A 19,269-nucleotide genomic window follows, 5' to 3' on the forward strand; every position below is an offset into this window, starting at 1 on the left:
CAGCTATGCGTCGTTGGTTCGGAATGCCGGTGGCCGCCGCGCTCGCGCTCAGCGCCTGCGTGACCATCAATGTCTATTTCCCCGCGGCCGAAGCGAAAGAAGCGGCCAAGGAATTCGTCGAAAAAGTGATCGGCGAGGATGCGCCGCAAAGCGCGCCCGCGAAGCCGGACGGCGGCGGCATGGCCGATGCGCACGGTCCGTCGCCGGGGTTCGATCCGCTGACGCTGTTGGGCATTTCGCCGGCGTACGCGCAATCCTCGCCGGACATCACGATCAAGACGCCGGCGATCCAGGCGATCCAATCGCGCATGGCTTCGCGCTTCGACGGCAGCCTGCGCGCCCATTTCGATTCCGGCGCGCTGGGGTTCGGCAACGACGGCGAGATCGAAGTGCGCGACGCGTCCAAGATCGCGCTCGGCGAGCGGGTCGCGGTGAACCAGGCCGTGGCCGAGCAGAACCGCGACGCCAAGGCGGTGTATCGCGAAATCGCCGTGGCCAACAAGCACCCGGAATGGGAAGCGCAGATCCGCAGCGTGTTCGCCCGGCAGTGGGCCGACAGTGCGCGCGGTGGCTGGTGGTATCAGGACTCAGGCGGTGCCTGGAAGCAGAAATAAGCTCCGTAGAGTCGACACTTTTTTTGCTCGTCATCCCGGCGCAAGCCGGGATCCAGGCTATCCGACGAACTGGTCGGTTGCGATGCGACTCATCGCATGGATAAAGGTTTTCGGGCTTTTGCCCGGGTCACTTTCTTTACTGGCATAAAGAAAGTAACCAAAGAAAGTGCCTAAATTCAACGGCGGTGCGTGAAGTCGCGCGTCTTGATCTGCCGGGCGCTGTAGCTGGACAGCACGCCGATTCTCGGTCTCGGTCCGTAGTTCGATGGCGGGCCGTTCGTATTGGCATCGCTTCGCTGTTTGGTCGCTGGCGGGCCTGGGGTGATGGTTGCGCAAAACGGCCAGTTTTTTGCGTGTCGCTGCGTGTGGTCGGTCGGTCTGGGCCGGTTTTCGCCTGAATTCTGCGAGAATGCCGGTTTTCGCGCGCGCAGTTTCGCCACGTGGCCAAGATCGATCAGACCCCTTTCCCCGTCGACATCCTCGACCTGAGCCACGACGGCCGCGGCGTCGCCCGCCGCGAGAACGGCAAGGCCGTGTTCGTCGCCGGCGCGCTGCCCGGCGAAAAAGTGATGGCCAAGCAGACCGCACGCTCGCGCAGTTTCGACGAGGCGACGACGCTGGAAGTGCTGGAACGCTCGCCCGATCGCGTCGAACCGCGTTGTCCGCATTTCGGCACCTGCGGCGGCTGCGCGCTGCAGCATTTGGACGAGGCCAAGCAGATCCTGGCCAAGCAGCGCGTGCTGCTGGAGAACTTCGAACGGATCGGCCACGTGACGCCGGAAACCTTGCTGCCGCCGCTCACCGATGCGGCTTGGGGTTATCGCCGCAAGGGGCGCTTCTCGGTGCGCCGCGTTGAAAAGAAGGACAAGACCCTGGTCGGCTTCCGCGAAGCCGATCCGCGCTTCGTCGCCGATCTGTCGATCTGCCACACCGTGATCCCGCAAATCGGCCAGCGCATCGCCGCGCTCTCGGCGCTGATCGACGGCATGGACGGCCGCCGCGACATTCCGCAGATCGAATTCATCGCCGGCGATCCCACGCCCGACTACAGCGGCATCGCGCTCGTTTTCCGCCATCTGCTGCCGCTGTCGGAAGCCGATCGCAACGCTTTGGTCGCATTCGGACGAGAACATGGCTTCGCCGTCTTCCTGCAGCCGGGCGGCGTGGATTCGGTGCACGCCTTGTGGCCCGAAGCGCCGCAATTGTCTTTCCGTTTGCCGGACTGGGATGTGGAATTCGCGTTCAAGCCGCTGGATTTCATCCAAGTCAACGCGGGCCTGAATCGGAAGATGATCGCGTTGGCGCTGCAATTGCTCGATGCGCGCGCCGACGAGCGGGTGCTCGATCTGTTCTGCGGATTGGGCAATTTCACCTTGCCGCTGGCGCGCGCCGTGCGCGAAGTCGTCGGCGTCGAAGGCGAGGCCGGTCTGGTGGCCAGAGCCAAAGAAAACGCCGCGCGCAACGGTCTGGCGAACGCTCAATTCCACGCCGCCGATCTGGCCCAGGATTTGAGCGGACACGCCTGGATGCGCGCCGGTTTCGACCGCCTGCTGCTCGATCCGCCGCGCTCGGGTGCGGACGCGGTGCTCAAGCAATTGCCGCTGAAAGGATTGAAGCGGATCGTATACGTCAGCTGCCATCCCGCTTCTCTGGCGCGCGATGCGGGCTATCTGGTGAACGAACGCGGCTGGAAGCTGCGCAGCGCGGGCGTGATGGACATGTTTCCGCACACCGCGCACGTCGAATCGATCGCGATGTTCGAGCCCAAATAGCGGCGCATACGATGCTCTTGTGGGAGCGGCTTCAGCCGCGAGCTCTTCCCGCAAGCATGCGCGATCTGACGTCAAGAGCTCGCGGCTGAAGCCGCTCCTACAAGAATCAAGATCATGCCCATCGAAATCGAACGCAAATTCCTGGTGACCGGCGACGGCTGGCGCCAGGCCGCCTACAAGTCCGTGCCGATGGCGCAGGGCTATATCAACGACCAGGCGGCGATGGACAGCGGCGCGCAGAAGGCCTCGGTGCGGGTCCGGATATCGGGCGACGGCGCTTTCCTGAACCTGAAATCGCGCGATTTGGGCGCCAGCCGCCAGGAATTCGACTATCCGATCCCGGCCGGCGACGCCCGCGCGCTGCTGGCGCTGTGCGTCGGCGGCACCGTCGAAAAACGCCGGCATTACGTGAACCACGCCGGCCACGTTTGGGAAGTCGACGAATTCCTGGGCGACAACGCGGGCCTGGTCGTGGCCGAATTGGAGCTGGAATCGGTCGGCGAAGCCTTCGAAAAGCCGGTCTGGGCCGGCGCGGAGGTCACCGAGCTCGCGCGCTATTACAATCTGGCCCTGGCGTCCCGGCCGTATTCGCAATGGAGCGAAACCGAGCGCTCGGCCGCCGATATCGTGTAGCGTGCGAGGCGTACGCTGCGAGACCGTGGCAAGGAGATTTCCGCAATGCTCGTGATCGGCGTCGCCGGCACCGAACTCAAACCGCAGGAACGCGACTGGCTGCAGCACGACGCCTGCGCCGGCGTAATCCTGTTCAAGCGCAATTTCGCTTCGCGCGCGCAGGTGGCCGAGCTGTCCGCCGCGATCCGTGAGGCCGCGCCGCGGCCGCAGTTGATCTGCGTGGATCAGGAAGGCGGGCGCGTGCAGCGTTTCCGCGAAGGCTACAGCGCGCTGCCGCCGCTGGAAGAAGTCGGGCGGATGTACGCCGCCGATCCGGTCGCCGCGCTCGAACTGGCCCAGGAGCACGCTTGGCTGATGGCCAGCGAAGTGCGCGCCAGCGGCGTAGATTTGAGCTTCGCGCCGGTGGTCGACGTCGGCCACGGCAACCTGGCCATCGGCAACCGTTCCTTCTCGGAAGATCCGGCGGTGGTCGCCGAATTCACCCGCGCCTACGTGCGCGGCATGCACGCGGCCGGCATGGCCGCCACGCTCAAGCATTTCCCGGGCCACGGCACGGTGCGCGAGGACACGCATTACGACAACGCGAGCGACGACCGTTCGCTCGACGAAATGCGCCGCCGCGACCTAGTGCCTTTCGTCGCCGGCATCGAAGCCGGCGCCGACGCGGTGATGATGGCGCACATCGCCTATCCGCAAGTGGCGCCGGAGCCGGCGGGATACTCGTCGATTTGGATCCAGGACGTCCTGCGCAGGGAAATGGGCTTCCGCGGCGTGGTGTTCTCCGACGACATCGGCATGAAGGCCGCTTATTCCGCCGGCGGCATCAAGGCACGCGTCGATGCGCACCTGGACGCGGGCTGCGACGTGGTGCTGGTCTGCCATCCCGAATTGGTCGAAGAATCGCTGGCGGCGGTGCAGGGGCGCCGGCTCAACACGATGGCCTTGATCGGCCTGATCGGCCGCGGCGCGATGGGCTGGGACGGCTTGCTGGCCGAAACCCGCTACGGCCAGGCGCAATCGCGCCTCGCCGGCGACGCCGGGGGCGTGGCATGACTCCGATACGACTGGCCGACGTGCTGCCCGAAGCGGAACTGATCCACAGCCGCGAAACCCTGGAAAACGCGATCGAACGCATCGCCGACGAGATCCGCGCCGATTACGACGGCGGCCTGCCGCCGCTCTACATCACCGTGATGCACGGCGGCATGCCGTTCGCTTCGCAGTTGGCCTTCGCCTTGGGCGAGCGCGGCTTGGATCTGGAATTCGACTATCTGCACGCGACCCGCTACCGCGGCCAAACCACCGGCGCACGCTTGGCCTGGCTGCACCGTCCGGCCACGCCGATGCGCGGCCGCCGCGTGCTGCTGGCCGACGACATCCTCGACGAAGGCCACACCTTGCTGGCGATCAAGCAATGGTGCGAAGACCAGGGCGCGGGCGACGTGCGCGTCGCGGTGCTCGCGGTGAAGGTGCACGACCGCTGCGTGGAGGGGATCGAGGCCGAATACGTCGGCGTCGAAGTGCCCGATCGCTACGTGTTCGGCTACGGCATGGATTTCCAGGAGCAGGGCCGCAACCTGCCTGCGATCTACGCGTTAAAAGCCTAGACGCGGATCGAAGCGGATCAGAACGGATCGAAAACCGATTCAACGGATTTGATTTTTATCCGAATTCATCGGAATTGATCCGTGTCTAAAAACAAGAAATACACGAGAACGACATGATCGACCTTTCCCTCGCCATCATCGGCGGCACCGGCGTCTACTCGCTGGCCCAACTCGAAGACGCCGAAGCGCACCAGCCGGTGACCGCTTACGGCCCGCCTTCGGGCCCGATCCGCGTCGGCACGCTGTCCGGCAAGCGCGTCGCCTTCTTGGCCCGTCACGGCGAGGGCCATTCGCTGCCGCCGCACAAGATCAACTACCGCGCCAACCTCGCCGCGCTGAAAGCGTTGGGCGCGACGAAAGTGCTGGCGATCAACACCGTCGGAGGCATCACCGAAGCCTTCGGTCCGCGCGTGCTGGCTTGCCCGGATCAGCTGATCGATTACACCTGGGGCCGCGTCTCGACCTTGAGCGAAGAGCCGGGCAGCGAAGTGCTGCACGTGGATTTCGGCGATCCGTACACGCTCTCGCTGCGCGAACGCGTGCTGTCCGCGGCGGGACGCGCGGGCGTCACGGTGGTCGGGCGCGGCTGCTACGGCGCGACCCAAGGCCCGCGCCTGGAAACCAAGGCCGAAATCGCGCGGATGAAGCGCGACGGCTGCGATCTGGTTGGCATGACCGGCATGCCCGAAGCGGGCTTGGCGCGCGAGCTCGGCTTGGACTACGCCTGCCTGGCGATCGTCGCCAACTGGGCGGCGGGCGCCGGCCCCAATCCGGACGAAGTCATCACTTTCGAGGACGTGCTGGCCCATGTGGCGGCCGCGTCCGCGCACCTGCCGGCTTTGGTCGCCGCCCTCCTGGCCGAAGCGGCCTGAGCCTTCGCTTTTTGTGGGAGCGGCTTTAGCCGCGAGCCCTTTCCGCAAGGCGTTCTGACCTAAAGGAAGAGCTCGCGGCTAAGCCGCTCCCACAAAAGCCGGCGCCTCTTGGGGTGCCCCAGCCCTCCCGGCGGGGCGATTGCCAGGACGCCCGCCCGTTTGCATACTCCTGCCGCGCGGCCCGGCTGCCCCACGCGCCGCCGCGCGAACCGTATCCATCATGAGGTCAGGAAAGCTATGCAGTACGGCACCGTGAAATGGTTCAACGACGCCAAAGGCTTCGGGTTCATCGCGCCCGAGGACGGCAGCTCCGACGTATTCGTGCACTTCTCGGCGATCAACGCCCAGGGCTTCCGCAGCCTGCAAGAAGGCCAGCGCGTCGGCTACGAAGTGGTGCAGGGCCCCAAGGGCGCGCAAGCCGCCGGGGTCGTGCCGGCGCAGTGATCGCCGGCCGAACGAGTCATTCCTGACCCCGCGCACGTCGCGGGGTTTTTTTCGGCCGATGCGGCCGGCGTCACGTCGGATGCGCGAGAATCCGGGCAAACCCGCCGGAGCCGCCGATGCCTCCGTTCCAGACGCACACCGTGGACAACCAGCCGCCGGAGTTCGCGCCGCGGGATTTGTGGGCCACCGATCCCGCCTTGCGCGAAGCCGCGGTGCGCGAAGGCGCGGCGGCCTTCGAGAACAGGCTCGCGGCCTACGGCGCGCTGGCCGGCGACGAACTCTATCGGCTGAGTTTCGACGCGCATCGCGACAAACCTCGGCTGCGCACTCACGACCGTTTCGGCCATCGCATCGATACGGTCGAGTTCCATCCGAACTACCACCGGCTGATGCAGGCGGCGATCGAGCACGGCGTCGCCGGCTTGTCCTGGGCCGAACCGCAGCCCGGCGCGCATGTCGCGCGAGCGGCGTTGTCGTATCTGCATCATCAAATCGAACCAGGCACCAGTTGCCCGTTGACGATGACCCACGCCGCGGTGCCGGCCTTGCGGCGCGCGCCCGTCTTGCGCGAATGGATCGACAAGGTCGCCGCTTCGCGCTACGACCCGCGCGACGTGCCGATGGCGCAGAAGTCCGGCGTCACCCTCGGCATGGGCATGACCGAAAAACAGGGCGGCAGCGACGTGCGCGCCAACACGACCGTCGCGACGCCGCTGTCCGCGGACGGCGAGTACGGGCTGGTCGGGCACAAGTGGTTCTTTTCAGCGCCCATGTCGGACGCGTTCCTCGTATTGGCGCAAGCGCCGGGCGGATTGAGCTGTTTCCTGTTGCCGCGCCGCCTGCCGGACGGCGCCAAGAACGCGTTCGCCCTGATGCGGCTGAAGGACAAGCTGGGCGATTGGTCCAACGCGTCGAGCGAAGTCGAATTCCAGGAGGCGGTCGCCTACCGGGTGGGCGACGAAGGCCGCGGCATCGCCACGATCCTGGAGATGGTGATGCTGACGCGCTTGGATTGCATGCTCGGCTCGGCCGCGGAGATGCGCATGGCCTTGGCGCAGGCGATGCACCACGTCCGTCATCGCAAGGCTTTCGGCAAGCCGCTCGTCGATCAGCCGCTGATGCGCAACGTGCTCGCCGACCTGGCGATCGAATCCGAAGCGGCGCTGGCCTTGTCGATGCGCGTGGCCCGCGCGGTCGATGCGGCGCCCGGCGACGCGGGCGAAGCCGCGTTCGCCCGCATCGCCACCGCGGTCGGGAAATATTGGATCTGCAAACGCACGCCGGCCTCCGTCAACGAAGCGCAGGAATGCTTGGGCGGCGCGGGCTATGTCGAAGAATCGATCCTGCCGCGGCTGTACCGGCAGGCGCCGTTGAATTCCATTTGGGAAGGCAGCGGCAACATCCAATGCCTGGATGTGCTGCGCGCGTTGGCGCGGGAACCGGAAACCGGCGATGCGGTGTTGGCCGAATTGGCGGCCGTGAGCGGCCGGCATCCCGCGCTGGACGCCGCGACCCAGGCCTTGCGCGCATCGCTCGCGAGCGGAGACGTCGCCGAAGCCGGCGCGCGGCTGTTGGTCGAAGAGTTGGCTTTGGCGTTGCAAGCCGCGACGCTGTTGCGGGCGGACAGTCCGATGGCGGATTTGTTCTGCACGAGCAGGCTCGACGGCGAGCGCGGCTTGGCCTTCGGCACGCTGCGGCCGCAGGCGGACGCGTTCGAAGCCGTGCTGGTCCGCATAGGCTCCTGACCTCGCTTCTGTAGAGTCGAGCTTGCTCGACTGCTTTTCGACGGCTATGGATTTTATCGAAGCCAGTCGAGCAAGCTCGACTCTACGAAAAGCGGCGGACTCGCTATTCCTTCTTCACCGCGTGCCCGCCGAACTGGTTGCGCATCGCGGACAGCAGCTTGTCGGCGAAAGAATCGTCGTCGCGCGAGCGTAGCCGCTCCAGCAGCGACAAGGTGATCACCGGCGCCGGCACGTCGAGCGCGATCGCCTCGGCGACGGTCCAGCGGCCTTCGCCCGAATCGGACACCCAGGGTGCGATGCCCTCCATCGTCGGATTCTTGGCTAGCGCATCGGCGGTCAAATCCAGCAGCCACGAACGCACCACGCTGCCGGTGCGCCAGATCTCGGCGACTTGGTGCAGATCGAAGGCGAAATCCTGCTTGCGCTGCAGGATCGCGAAGCCTTCGGCATAGGCCTGCATCAGGCCGTATTCGATGCCGTTGTGGACCATCTTCGCGAAATGCCCGGCGCCGGAAGGGCCGACCCGGCCCCAGCCTTGGTCGGCGGAAGGCGCCAGCGTTTTCAGGATGGGATGCAGCGCTTCGATCGCCGCCTCGTCGCCGCCGAGCATCAGGCTATAGCCTTCCTGCAGGCCCCACACGCCGCCGCTGGTCCCGCAATCGACGTAACGGATGCCGTCCGCGGCGAGCGATTCGGCGCGGCGCATCGAATCCTGGTAACGGGAATTGCCGCCGTCGATCACGATGTCTCCTCGCGCCAGCAAAGGCCGCAGCGCGGCGATCGTGTCGTCGACGATGGCGCCGGCCGGCACCATCAGCCAAACCGCGCGCGGCGAGGGCAGGGCGGCGATCAGGGCTTGCAAGGATTCGGCCGGCGCGATGCCGCGGGCCTTGGCCGCGTCGCGCGCCGCTTCCACCGCATCGAAGCCATGCACGCGATGGCCGCCGCGCAGCAGCCGTTCGGCCATGTTCGCGCCCATGCGGCCGAGGCCGATCATTCCGATGTCCATCATCTGTCCTGTCCGCTGGATTAGGCGGATTCTCCCACGCCCAGCACAAAGCCGCGGTCACAGGGGTGGACGTTCAGTCCGGAACCTGCGATACCCTTCTGGTCGCTGCGCTTCGCTGGGCTGCAGCTGCAGCCATTACGCGTTCACTCCGCTCTCTGCGGATTCCAAACGATTTCCCAGAGATGCCCATCCGGGTCCTGGAAATAGCCTGAATAGCCGCCATAGAAAGTAGCTTGTGCGGCCTTGACGATCCTGGCGCCGGCTTTTTCGGCTTCAACCATTGCGGCGTCGACCTCGCTTTTCGAAGCGACGTTGTGGCCGATCGTCATGCGCGTAGGATCGCCGCCGGCCCCGACGGGGACGCCGGAATCGTGCGCGATGCTCTCGCGCGGCCACAGCGCGAGCTGCAGGCCAGACTGCAAAGGAATGAACACGACGGCGCCGTATTCGAATTCGGTGCCGACGATGCCTTCGGTCGCCAACCCCAAACCGTCCCGGTAGAAACGCAGCGATATTTCCAGGTCTTCGACGCCCAGGGTGAGGACTGTGATGCGCGGTTTCATGATCCGCTCCCCCGACAAGTTTCAATCAAGGAACTGCAGCTTCGCCAACTCCGCGTACAGTCCGCCCTGCGCGATCAATTCCGCGTGAGAGCCTTCCGCGACGATCCGCCCGCGATCCATCACCACGATCCGATCCGCCTTCAAAACCGTGGCCAGGCGATGCGCGATCACCAGCGTGGTGCGGCCGGCCATCAGCCGCTCCAAGGCGTGCTGCACGGCGCGTTCGCTTTGCGCATCCAGGGCCGAAGTCGCTTCGTCCAGCAGCAGGATCGGCGCATCCTTCAGCAAGGCGCGGGCGATGGCGACACGTTGTTGCTGGCCGCCGGACAGGCGCGCGCCGCGTTCACCGAGTTCCTCGTCGTAGCCTTTGGGCAGTTCGGAGAGGAAGTCGTGTGCTTCGGCCGATCGCGCGGCGGCTTCGACGGCCGCGTCGTCGGCGTCCAGGCGGCCGTAGCGGATGTTGTCGCGGGCGCTGGCGGCGAAGATGGTCGGCGATTGCGGCACGAGCGCGATCCGTTCGCGCAGCGCGGCCGGATCGGCGTCGCAGATGTCGACGCCGTCCACCGACACCGTGCCCGATTGCGGATCGTGGAAGCGCAGCAGCAGTGAGAACACCGTGCTCTTGCCGGCGCCGGACGGCCCGACCAAGGCGACCGTTTCGCCGGGCGCCACGCGCAACGCGAAATGCTCCAGCGCCGGCAGATCCGGCCGCATCGGGTAGCGGAAAGTGACGTCGTCGAAGGCGATTTCGCCGCGCACCGTGGCCGGCAACGCCTGCGGCGAGGCGGGTGCGACGATATCCGGGCTTTCGCCCAACAAGTCGTTGATCCGGCCCATGCCGCCGGCCGCGCGCTGCAGATCGTTCCAGACTTCGGCCAATGCGCCGACCGAACCGCCGCCGATCAGCGCATACAGCACGAACTGGCCGAGCGTGCCGGCGGTCATGCGTCCGGCGATCACGTCGTGCGCGCCGGACCACAGCACCAGGATGATCGCGCCGAAGAACAGAGTGATCGCGACCGCGGTGATCAAGGCCTGCCAGCGGATGCGCTTGCGCGCGGTGCCGACCGCCACCGCGATCGCGTTGCCGAAACGGCCGCGTTCGTAGGGCTCGCGCGCATGCGCCTGCACGGTGCGCACCGCGCCCAAGGTTTCGGTGGCTAGCGCATTGGCGTCGGCGACGCGGTCTTGGCTGGTGCGCGATATTTTCTGGATGCGGCGCCCGCCGAGAACGACCGGCAGCACCGTCAGCGGAATCCCGACCAGCGCATAGGCCGCCAAGCGCGGTTGGGTCACGAACATCATCGCCAACGCGCCGACCACGGTGACGCTGCTGCGCAAGGCCACCGACATGGCCGAACCGACCACGCCGCGCAGCAATTCGGCGTCGGCGGTCAGCCGCGAAATCAGTTCGCCGCTGCGGTTGCGGTCGTGGAAGCTCGCGTCCAGGCCGATCAAGTGCGCGTACAGCCGCTGACGCAAGTCCGCCACCACGCGTTCGCCCAGCAGCGAGACGAAGAAGAAGCGCGCTGCGCTGGCCAGCGCCAGCACCACCGCCACGCCGAACAGGTAGAGGAATTCGCGGTCGATGTTGGTTCCGCTCTGGAAACCGAAATCGACCATGCGCTTGACCGCGACCGGGAAGCTGAGCGTCGCCGCCGAAGCCACCGCCAACGCCACCAGCCAGGCGGCGAACAAGCCGCGTTGGCGCATGACGAACGGCCACAGCGCGCGCAGCGTGCCGAGGCGGGGTTTGGGTTTGTTCGTTGGGGTTTTGGCGTCCGTTTCCGACATTGCTTTTCGCTTCGCCTTTTCAGTCGTCATTTCCGCGAAGGCGGGTCCGGTGACTTACGCTCCTGGCCGTCATTCCAGCGGAAGCTGGAACCCATTTTGCCCTTGCTCTTATTGGGGGTGCTTAAAAATCGCCATTACGCGAGCAAAGCGAAGTCACTGGATTTCCGCCTTCGCGGAAACGACGGCTAACGGGAACGTGCGCTCGATTCAATCGCCACAAACCGCACCCTATCCCGAGTGGCGTCCCGCAACCGCGCTTTCAAGGCTTCGATCCGATCTGCGGGCATCGAAAGCCGGAAAAAGACGCCTTCGGCGTCGAACCGCTCTTCCTGCTTGTCCGCGCCGAACGCAGCGATGGCCGCATAAACCTCCGCGCTGTCGGCGAATCCGCAGGCCAAATCCAGAACGCCCATCGCGATCAACGGCCGCCGCGGCGCGCGGCGCAGGCATTCGGCCGCGACGCCGCCGTAAGCGCGGACCAAGCCTCCCGCCCCCAAATTCGTGCCGCCGTACCAGCGGGTAACCACCACCATCACCCGGTCGAAGCCTTGTCCGTCGATCGCGGCCAGGATCGGCCGTCCGGCCGTGCCGGCCGGCTCGCCGTCGTCACTGGAACGGTATTCCGCGTCGATTCGGTAGGCCCAGCAATTATGGGTGGCGTCGGCGTCGGCGATTTCGGCCAGCCAAGCCAGCGCCGCTGCGGGCGATTCGACCGGCGCGGCTTGGGCCAGGAAACGGCTGCGTTTGACCTCGATGGCATGCGTGGCCGATGCGGCCAGCGTATCCAGGCTCACGGCAGCAATGAGCCGTGCTTGGATTGCTCGAATTGCTTCAGGTCTTCCGGCAACGGTTGATCCGGATAGCGCCGTTGGAATTCGTCCAGGCTGTCGTGGGCCTGCTGCAGATTGCCTTCGGCGATCAGCTCGCGGATGCGCCGCAACCACGCTTCGCGGACCTGCGGCGAATTGGCGTAAGCGGGCGGTTCGTCGCCGTCGTCGCTGCCGGCGATGTCGATATCGGCGTCGGCCGCTTGTTTCTGCGCCTGGGCTTCGCGGCGAGAAACTTCCGGCGATTCGATCGTCTTCGCCCGTTGCGCCGAAACCGCCTCGGCGGCTTTCTGCATCCGCTCGCTTTCCTGGGCCGATGCCGCAGCGCCGGCCGTCATGTCGGCATTCGCGGCGGCAGTGGCCGCCGCGGCTTCGGCGGCTATCGGCGCCGGCGCGGGCGGGGGAGGCGGCGCGGCGGGAGCCGGCGGAGCCATGGCCGCATCGTTGGCGCGCAGGTCGTCGAGCACGATCGGCGTCGGCCGTGCTTGCTCCGGGATTTCCGGCTTGTCCTGTTCCTTCGACTCGCGCTTGGCTTCCTGCGGTGGAGGCGGCGGCTCGATGCGGACCGTCGCCGGCGCCGGCCCGTACATCGGCTCCGCGGGCGGCGCCGGCCCGCCGACCGTGCGAGCGGCGGCGACCTCGGCTTCGTCGCGCGCAGGCGCCAGTTCGGGCATGGGCCGTAGACGCCAGGCGATGCCCACCGCCAAAGCCAGCGATGCGGCCACGCCCAGCGCGAGCGGCCAACGCCGCCGGCCGCGATCGCGCGCGGGCGGGCGCTTCGCGACCGCGTCGTGCGCGGCCGCGAGGATGCGCGCGTCGATCGCCGACGGCGGCCCGGCGCTGGGGCCGAGCCGCGACAGGCGCTGCGCCCACTCGCGCTCTTCCGGCGTCAGCGGTTCGCGATCGGGTTGTCCGGGACCGGTGTTCATTCGTGCAATCTCGAGCGCAGCTTGTCCATCGCGTAGCGCAACCGCGACTTGACGGTTTCCCGGCCCACGCCGGTGATGCTGCCGATCTCCTCCAAAGTCAGTTCCTGCTCCAATCTCAACGTCAGCACTTCGCGCTGCTCGTCGGGCAGCTCGTCCAACGCCAACTGCAGGCGCCGGCGCTGTTCGAATTCGGAAAGCGTGCGCTCCGGCGTGTGAGGGTCGGGTACGCGCGCCGCGCGTTCGTCCGCATCGTCGGGCGCGGCGGGCCGGTGCTTCTGCGCGCGCCAGTGGTCGTTCATGCGGTTGTGCGCGATCCGGAACAGCCAGGTCGAAAACGCCGCATCCGGCTTCCATTGCTGGCGCGCGGCGATCACCCGTTGCCACACGTCCTGGAACATCTCGTCCGCCAGCGCCGAATCGCGCGCCTGGCGCAGCAAAAAGCGATACAAACGGCCGCGATGGCGCGCGTACAGCCGTTCGAACGCGGCGACGTCGCCGCCCGCATAAGCGAGCATCAGCGCGTCGTCGCTGGGTTCCGTGGCTGCATCCATGACGCGCAGGGTAAGCGCAGAGGCCGTTGCCGGGAAGTCGGCGCACGGCATGGCCCACCCCGCGACGGCGGGCGAAAGGCAGTACATGAACAAAAGAACGGTTGCGAAACAGGGATGGGGTTGGCCGTTCGTCCGGGGCGGCGCACGTTATCCTTAGTGGCATGGCAGGGGGCCTGACACCGCAGCGGGTCGAACGGATGGCCGACGAAGGGCTACTGGCGCAGCTGGGCGTACCGAGTTCCGGCTTGGCGGGCATGCTGGTCGAAACCCTGCCGACCGGCTCCCGGCTGGTCGTGCGCTGGCGCGACGCCAGCGGCCGCGAGGGCAATGCCGCCACGGCGGGCGCCGCCCATCTGATGGACCGCTCGGCCCGGCTCCTGGCCGGGGAGGCCGTCACCGCGGCCAGCGACGAAATCCTGGAAACCTGGACCGCCGACGACGAAACCCGGATCGCGATCGCCGCGGCCCTGGCCGAAGCTTTGCCGGTCGCCTCGCAACAGGCTTGGCTCGCCTTGGTCCGGCGCACGGTGTCGGCGACGTTGGCGTCGATCCGGGCGCAGGCGCGGATCGAATCGCTGCAGAAATCCGAACGTCTGCAGCAGGCTTTGTACGAAATCGCCGACCTGGCCGGCTCGGGCCTGGAGATGCAGGACATGCTGCGCCGGATCCACAGCGTGGTCGGCCGCCTGATGTACGCGCGCAACTTCTACATCGTGCTGTACGACGACGCGGCGCGCACGCTGCGCTTCCTGTACTTCGCCGACCAGATCGACGCGTTCAAGTCCGAACCCGACCGCGCGATCCCGATCGGCGACATGCCCAGCAGCCTCACCGTCGGCCTATTGCTGCACGGCGAGCCGCTGCGCGGGCCTTCGGAAGAAATCCGCGACAAGCTGGGCATCGTGCGCGATCCCGAGCACGGCCCCGACAGCGAAGACTGGCTCGGCGTGCTGATGCGCCGCGAAGGCCGGGTCAGCGGCGCGATCGTGGTGCAGAGCTACGACCATCCCGCCAGCTACAGCGACGAGGACCGGGTGCTGCTGGAATTCGTCGCCCAGCACATCCAAACCGCGCTCGACCGCAAGTACGCGCAAGTCGAACTGGAGCGGAGGGTGGGCGAGCGCACCCGCGAACTGCAGCGCGCCAACGAGGAGCTGCAAGCCGAGATCATCGAGAGGCAGCGCGGCGAGGAGCTGCAGCGGGCGTTGTACAAGATCGCCGAGTTCACCGCGAACGCCGACAGCCTGGAGCGCTTCTACGCCCAGGCCCATGCCGTGGTCGACGAATTGCTGTACGCACGCAATTTCTACATCGCCATGCTCTCCGCCGACGGCCGCCATCTGGAATTCCCGTATTCGGTCGACGAGCGCGAAAGCCAGCGCAAGACCCGGCGCCTGTCCTCGGGCCTGACCGAATACGTGCTCGCCACAGGGCAGCCCTTGCTCGCGCATCGCGCCGACATCGCCACGCTGGAAGCGGAGGGCAAGGTGCGCAGTTTCGGCGAGCAGGCGTACTGCTGGCTCGGCGTGCCGTTGTTTCGCGGAGAAACCGTGGTCGGCGTGATCACCGTGCAGAGTTACCACGAAGGCGTCGGCTTCACCTTGCGCGACCAAGAACTGATGACTTTCGTCGCCCATCAGATCGGCAGCAGCCTGCAGCGCAAACTGGCGCAGGACGACCTGAAAGCGGCGCATTTGGAATTAGAACAGCGCGTCGACGAACGCACCCGCGAGCTGGAGGAGAGCAACCACAAGCTGCTCGCCCAGATCGGCGAGCGCTTGCGCGCGGAGCGGCGCCTGACCCACCAGGCCCTGCACGACGCCTTGACCGGCTTGCCGAACCGCGCGCATCTGCTCGACCGGATGAACGAGGCGATCGCGCGCGCGATCGACGATCCCGCCTTCAAGTTCGCGGTGCTGTTCCTCGACCTGGACCGCTTCAAACTGGTCAACGACAGCGTGGGCCACGCTTCCGGCGACGAGATGCTGGTCGAGGCCGGCAGCCGGATCGTCTCCGCGGTGCGTCCCGACGACGTGGTGGCGCGGCTGGGCGGCGACGAGTTCGCGGTGCTGGTCGAAGGCGTCGAAGGCGCAGAAGCCGCGGAGAAACTGGCGGCACGCATCCTGCGCGCGCTCGGCGCGCCGGTGTGGATCGCCGGGCGCGAACTGTTTCCCGCGGCCAGCTTGGGCATCGCCATGTGGCAGCCGCGCTACCGCAGCGGCGAGGAATTGCTGCGCGACGCCGATGCCGCCATGTACCGCGCCAAGGCGCTCGGCCGCGGCCGCAGCGCGGTGTTCGACGAGCACATGCGCGAACACGCGATGCGCCTGCTCGATCTGGAAGCCGATCTGCGCCGCGCCATCAACCGCGACGATTTCGAGCCCTGGTACCAGCCGATCGTGCGCTTGTCCGACAGCAAGGTCATCGGCCACGAGGCGCTGCTGCGCTGGAACCACGAACAGCGCGGCGTGCTGGCGCCCGGCGATTTCATGGGCCTGGGCGAGGACAGCGGCCTGATCGAGCAGGTCGACTGGATGCTTTATCAGCAGGTGGCGATGGAGCTTTCGGCCGGCGGCGAAGGCTACGTGTCCGTGAACGTCTCGCCGCGCCATTTCCGCTCCGCCGATTTCGCCGACCGCCTGCTGCGCATGCTCGACGTATGCGGCGCCGATTCGCGCCGCTTGCGGATCGAAATCACCGAAGTCGCGTTGCTCGACGACGCGCCGCGCGCCTTGCGCATGCTGCGCACCTTGCGCGACCACGGCGTGCTGGCCCAACTGGACGATTTCGGCACCGGCTTTTCGGCGCTGTCTTACCTGCACAATTTCCCGATCGCCACGCTCAAGATCGACCGCAGCTTCGTCGCCGGGCTGCACGGCGAATCCAGCCCGGAAAGCATGGCGGTGACGCGCGCGATCCTCGCCCTGGCCAGCGCATTGGGCATCGAGACCATCGGCGAGGGCATCGAGACCGATGCGCAACGCTTAGCGTTGCGCGACTTGGGTTGCGAATACGGGCAGGGCTACCTGTTCGGCCATCCCGTGCCGGCGACGCAACGCGGCTAATCGTTTTTGTAGAGTCGAGCCTGCTCGACTGCTTATGCTTCTCGCACACGGTGTAAAGACAGTCGAGCAGGCTCGACTCTACAAGAGCGGCGCAGGCGGACCTGCGCCGCTCTGCGCTCAGAACCGGAAATCCAGCCTGGCGTAGTAGCTGCCGCCGTTCATGCCGAACGGCATCGTTTCCCAGCCGTAGACGAAGCCCAGCTGCGGGAACGGGAAGCCGGCGTTCGGATCCCACTTGCTCGGATAGACGTCGAAAATATTGTTTCCGCCGACGGTCAACTTGATCTTGTCGGTGAACTTGTAGGCGACCGCCAGATCGGCCAGCCACTTGCCGTCCGCCTCGTACGGCCCGAAGCCCAGGCCCGAGACTTCGCCGAAATAGTTTTCGCGGACGGTGACTTCCCACTTGTCGTCGCTCCAGACGCCCTGCAGCACGTGGTGCTCGCGCGGCTGTCCCTTCTCGATCAGGGTTTCCTGGACGGTGCCGAAAATCGACGATTCGGGGATGATCGGCGACTCGGAATGCACGTCGGTGACTTCGGTCTTGTTGAAGTGGAACAGGGCGGTCAGGTTGAGGTTGCTGCCGTTCTTCAGCTTGTGGCTGGCGTTGGCGACGATGTCCAAACCGGTGGTGCTGGTGTCGATCGCGTTGGTGAAGAACTGCACCACGCCGGCGCGGAAAGGAGCCAGGGCGCGGGCGATGGGGCAGTTGGTGTTGGTCGGCGTGCAGGGTAGGCCGTCGGTGCCGGTGGACTCGGGGGTGATGCCTTCCGAATAGACCAGGCGGTCTTCGATATCGATCCGGAAGATGTCTGCGGTGATCGAGAAATTCTCGATCGGCTTGAAGACGATGCCGAACGATTTGCTGAAGGAGGTTTCTTCCTTCAGCGCCGGAATGCCGAGCGCGCGGGCCACGTCGCTGTTGTTGCGCGCGGTCAGCACTTCGGTCAGCACGCCGCCGTTGAGGTTGGTCGACACCTGGCTGAAGAAGGCCTGCTGCACGCTGGGCGCGCGGAAGCCGGTGGAGATCGTGCCGCGGAAAGCGAACACGTCGTTGGCGTCGTAGCGCAGCGAGAGCTTGCCCTTGGTGGTATTGCCGAAGTCGGAGTAGTCCTCGTAGCGCACGGCCGCGCCCAGCAACAGCTTCTGGGTCAGGTTGGTTTCGGCGTCGAGATAGACCGCCATGCTGCGGCGTCCGTCGTCGACTTCGGTGGCCGGCGTGAAGCCGGGGAAGCCTTGGGTGCCCGAGGACGCCGGATCGCCGGTCTGGCCGAAGATCGGCACGCTGGGATCGTTGGTGCGGCCGTAGGTGTAGGACACCGGATCGCCCGCTTCCATCAAATACTGGTCCTTGCGCCACTCGAAGCCGGTGGCCAAGTACAGCGGATTGCCGTTGAAGCCGGGCACTTGCCCGCTGAAATCCAGGTTGAAGGTCGTCTGCCGGAATTCGAGCGCGCCGGTGTCGGCCGAGGTCGGCGTTTCGGCGTAGATGCCGCCGCCGGGCTTGGGTTCGTAGTACCAACTCACGTTGGCGGTGCTGCGTTCCTCGAAGGCGAATTTGTTGCGGCCGTGGTTGATCGAAACGTCCCAGTCCCAGTCGTCGCTCAGCGGGCCGCGATAACCGACCGCGAGCGAAGCGTCGTCGACCGTGGTGATGATGTTGGGCAGGAAGCCGTCGGGGTAGATCTGCGGAATGGTGCGATTGTCGTGCGGGCCGCGGTAGAAGCCGAACGAATCGCCTTCGCGCTGCGACAGGCCGCCGAACCAGTACAGCGCGCCGGCGCCGATCGGGTATTCGCCGTTCATCCATAAATACGCGTCTTTGGTGTCGGCGTCGCCCAGGTGCAGCTTGACGTCGCGGCGGCCGGCGTCGAACTGCGCCTGGTCGTACCAGCCCAGCAGGTTGGTGGTCGCCTTGCCGGCGCGGTTGGTCTCGCCGCGGTCGCGGTATTCGGCGGTGAGGTTGATGAAGCCGCTGTCGCCGAGCGCGAAGCCGGTGTTGACCGAGCCGTGCAGCACGCGCCCGTCGCCCTTGAAGGTTTCGCCGCCCATGATCGACACGTCGGTGTGGTCGGTCTGGTTCTTGAGGATGATGTTGATGACGCCGGCGATGGCGTCGGAACCGTATTGCGCCGCGGCGCCGTCGCGCAGCACTTCGATGCGCTCGATCGCCGAGACCGGAATGGCGTTGAGGTCGGTGCCTGCGGAGCCGCGGGCGATGGTCTGCTGCACATTCACCAGCGCCTGCTGGTGGCGGCGCTTGCCGTTCACCAGCACCAGCACCTGGTCGGGGCCCAGCGCGCGCAGCGTGGCCGGACGCATGACGTCGGTGCCGTCGCTGACCGTGGTGCGCGAGAAGTTGAAGCTCGGCTCCAGCAGTTGCAGCGCTTGGCCGACTTCCATCGCGCCGGTATTGGCCAATTCCTCTTGGCCGATGATGTCCACGGGTGCGGCGGTCTCTTCCGCGGTGCGGCCTTGCACGCGCGAACCGGTGACGGTAACGGCCTCGAGCTGGGTCGGTTTGGTGCGGGCGGTTTCGGGGGTGTCCTGAGCGTAGGCCGGCAACGCCAGCGCGGCCGCGAGGGCGACCGGCAAGGCGGCGAGGGTAGGTGCAACGAAATGGCGGGAGCTGGGCATCGGGGAATCCTCATGTCGGTCGTGAAAAGCGCAGCCCCTGCCCGCATCCGATGCATCGGGCCACGCCTGCTTTTCCGGATCCCCCGTCACCAGGTTGTAACACTCCGTTCCACGGGTGGGAAACCGGAAATCTCGGGTGCAAACGGTTACAAGCCCCTGTCGCCCACCCCGAAACGATGAAATGTGAAATCGGCAGCACTTCGCCGA

The 19,269-nt window shown here is 66.5% G+C and carries 16 protein-coding genes; 9 read left to right on the plus strand and 7 right to left on the minus strand.

What is annotated here, in order from left to right; translation table 11 throughout:
* Nucleotides 1-5: 5 nt before the first annotated feature.
* From FCE95_RS01095 to FCE95_RS01130, 8 genes are all read left to right on the plus strand, one after another.
* Nucleotides 6-614: a DUF1318 domain-containing protein gene (locus tag FCE95_RS01095; protein WP_223266728.1), complete on the plus strand. Its 609-nt coding sequence runs from the start codon at nt 6-8 to the stop codon at nt 612-614.
* 440 nt (nt 615-1,054) lie between these two features.
* Nucleotides 1,055-2,386, plus strand: coding sequence for a 23S rRNA (uracil(1939)-C(5))-methyltransferase RlmD (gene rlmD, locus FCE95_RS01100; protein WP_137265159.1), 1,332 nt, complete (start codon nt 1,055-1,057; stop codon nt 2,384-2,386).
* A gap of 114 nt (nt 2,387-2,500) precedes the next feature.
* On the plus strand, nt 2,501-3,019 hold the full coding sequence (locus FCE95_RS01105; protein WP_137265160.1) for a CYTH domain-containing protein: 519 nt from the start codon (nt 2,501-2,503) through the stop codon (nt 3,017-3,019).
* Between the two features lie 36 nt (nt 3,020-3,055).
* Nucleotides 3,056-4,072, plus strand: coding sequence for a beta-N-acetylhexosaminidase (gene nagZ, locus FCE95_RS01110; RefSeq protein WP_425481288.1), 1,017 nt, complete (start codon nt 3,056-3,058; stop codon nt 4,070-4,072).
* Nucleotides 4,069-4,626, plus strand: coding sequence for a hypoxanthine-guanine phosphoribosyltransferase (locus FCE95_RS01115; protein WP_137265162.1), 558 nt, complete (start codon nt 4,069-4,071; stop codon nt 4,624-4,626). The genes nagZ and FCE95_RS01115 overlap by 4 nt, the downstream gene beginning before the upstream one ends.
* A gap of 113 nt (nt 4,627-4,739) precedes the next feature.
* A complete protein-coding gene (locus FCE95_RS01120) occupies nt 4,740-5,498 on the plus strand; it encodes an S-methyl-5'-thioinosine phosphorylase (RefSeq protein ID WP_137265163.1) in 759 nt (252 codons plus the stop codon).
* 237 nt (nt 5,499-5,735) lie between these two features.
* The gene (locus FCE95_RS01125; protein ID WP_137265164.1) at nt 5,736-5,942 is read left to right on the plus strand and encodes a cold-shock protein; all 207 of its coding nucleotides are present in this window, start codon (nt 5,736-5,738) and stop codon (nt 5,940-5,942) included.
* Between the two features lie 116 nt (nt 5,943-6,058).
* A complete protein-coding gene (locus FCE95_RS01130) occupies nt 6,059-7,687 on the plus strand; it encodes an isovaleryl-CoA dehydrogenase (RefSeq protein ID WP_137265165.1) in 1,629 nt (542 codons plus the stop codon).
* A gap of 103 nt (nt 7,688-7,790) precedes the next feature.
* On the opposite strand, the gene gnd is transcribed toward FCE95_RS01130, so the two are convergent.
* The 6 genes from gnd to FCE95_RS01160 form a co-directional block, all read right to left on the minus strand.
* Nucleotides 7,791-8,696 (minus strand): phosphogluconate dehydrogenase (NAD(+)-dependent, decarboxylating), encoded by a 906-nt coding sequence (gene gnd / locus FCE95_RS01135; protein ID WP_137265166.1) that lies wholly within the window; start codon nt 8,694-8,696, stop codon nt 7,791-7,793.
* Between the two features lie 143 nt (nt 8,697-8,839).
* Nucleotides 8,840-9,259, minus strand: a complete 420-nt coding sequence (locus tag FCE95_RS01140) for a VOC family protein (protein WP_137265167.1) — start codon at nt 9,257-9,259, stop codon at nt 8,840-8,842.
* Between the two features lie 21 nt (nt 9,260-9,280).
* Nucleotides 9,281-11,053: an ABC transporter transmembrane domain-containing protein gene (locus FCE95_RS01145; protein WP_137265168.1), complete on the minus strand. Its 1,773-nt coding sequence runs from the start codon at nt 11,051-11,053 to the stop codon at nt 9,281-9,283.
* Nucleotides 11,054-11,238: 185 nt separating this feature from the next.
* Nucleotides 11,239-11,847 carry an IMPACT family protein gene (locus FCE95_RS01150; protein ID WP_137265169.1) on the minus strand — a complete coding sequence of 203 codons (609 nt, stop codon included), beginning with the start codon at nt 11,845-11,847 and terminating at the stop codon, nt 11,239-11,241.
* The gene (locus FCE95_RS01155; protein WP_137265170.1) at nt 11,844-12,809 is read right to left on the minus strand and encodes a hypothetical protein; all 966 of its coding nucleotides are present in this window, start codon (nt 12,807-12,809) and stop codon (nt 11,844-11,846) included. The genes FCE95_RS01150 and FCE95_RS01155 overlap by 4 nt, the downstream gene beginning before the upstream one ends.
* A complete protein-coding gene (locus FCE95_RS01160; RefSeq protein WP_137265171.1) occupies nt 12,806-13,360 on the minus strand; it encodes an RNA polymerase sigma factor in 555 nt (184 codons plus the stop codon). Before FCE95_RS01160 ends, FCE95_RS01155 begins: the two co-directional genes overlap by 4 nt.
* Before the next feature lie 161 nt (nt 13,361-13,521).
* Between FCE95_RS01160 and FCE95_RS01165 the strand changes: the two genes are divergently transcribed.
* The gene (locus FCE95_RS01165) at nt 13,522-16,425 is read left to right on the plus strand and encodes an EAL domain-containing protein (protein WP_223266729.1); all 2,904 of its coding nucleotides are present in this window, start codon (nt 13,522-13,524) and stop codon (nt 16,423-16,425) included.
* A gap of 117 nt (nt 16,426-16,542) precedes the next feature.
* Here the strand turns inward: FCE95_RS01165 and FCE95_RS01170 are convergent, their stop codons facing one another.
* Nucleotides 16,543-19,062, minus strand: coding sequence for a TonB-dependent receptor plug domain-containing protein (locus FCE95_RS01170; protein ID WP_137265172.1), 2,520 nt, complete (start codon nt 19,060-19,062; stop codon nt 16,543-16,545).
* Between the last annotated feature and the right edge of the window lie 207 nt (nt 19,063-19,269).

This window comes from Luteimonas gilva, assembly GCF_005239095.1.
GTDB classification, from domain to species: Bacteria; Pseudomonadota; Gammaproteobacteria; order Xanthomonadales; family Xanthomonadaceae; genus Luteimonas_C; species Luteimonas_C gilva.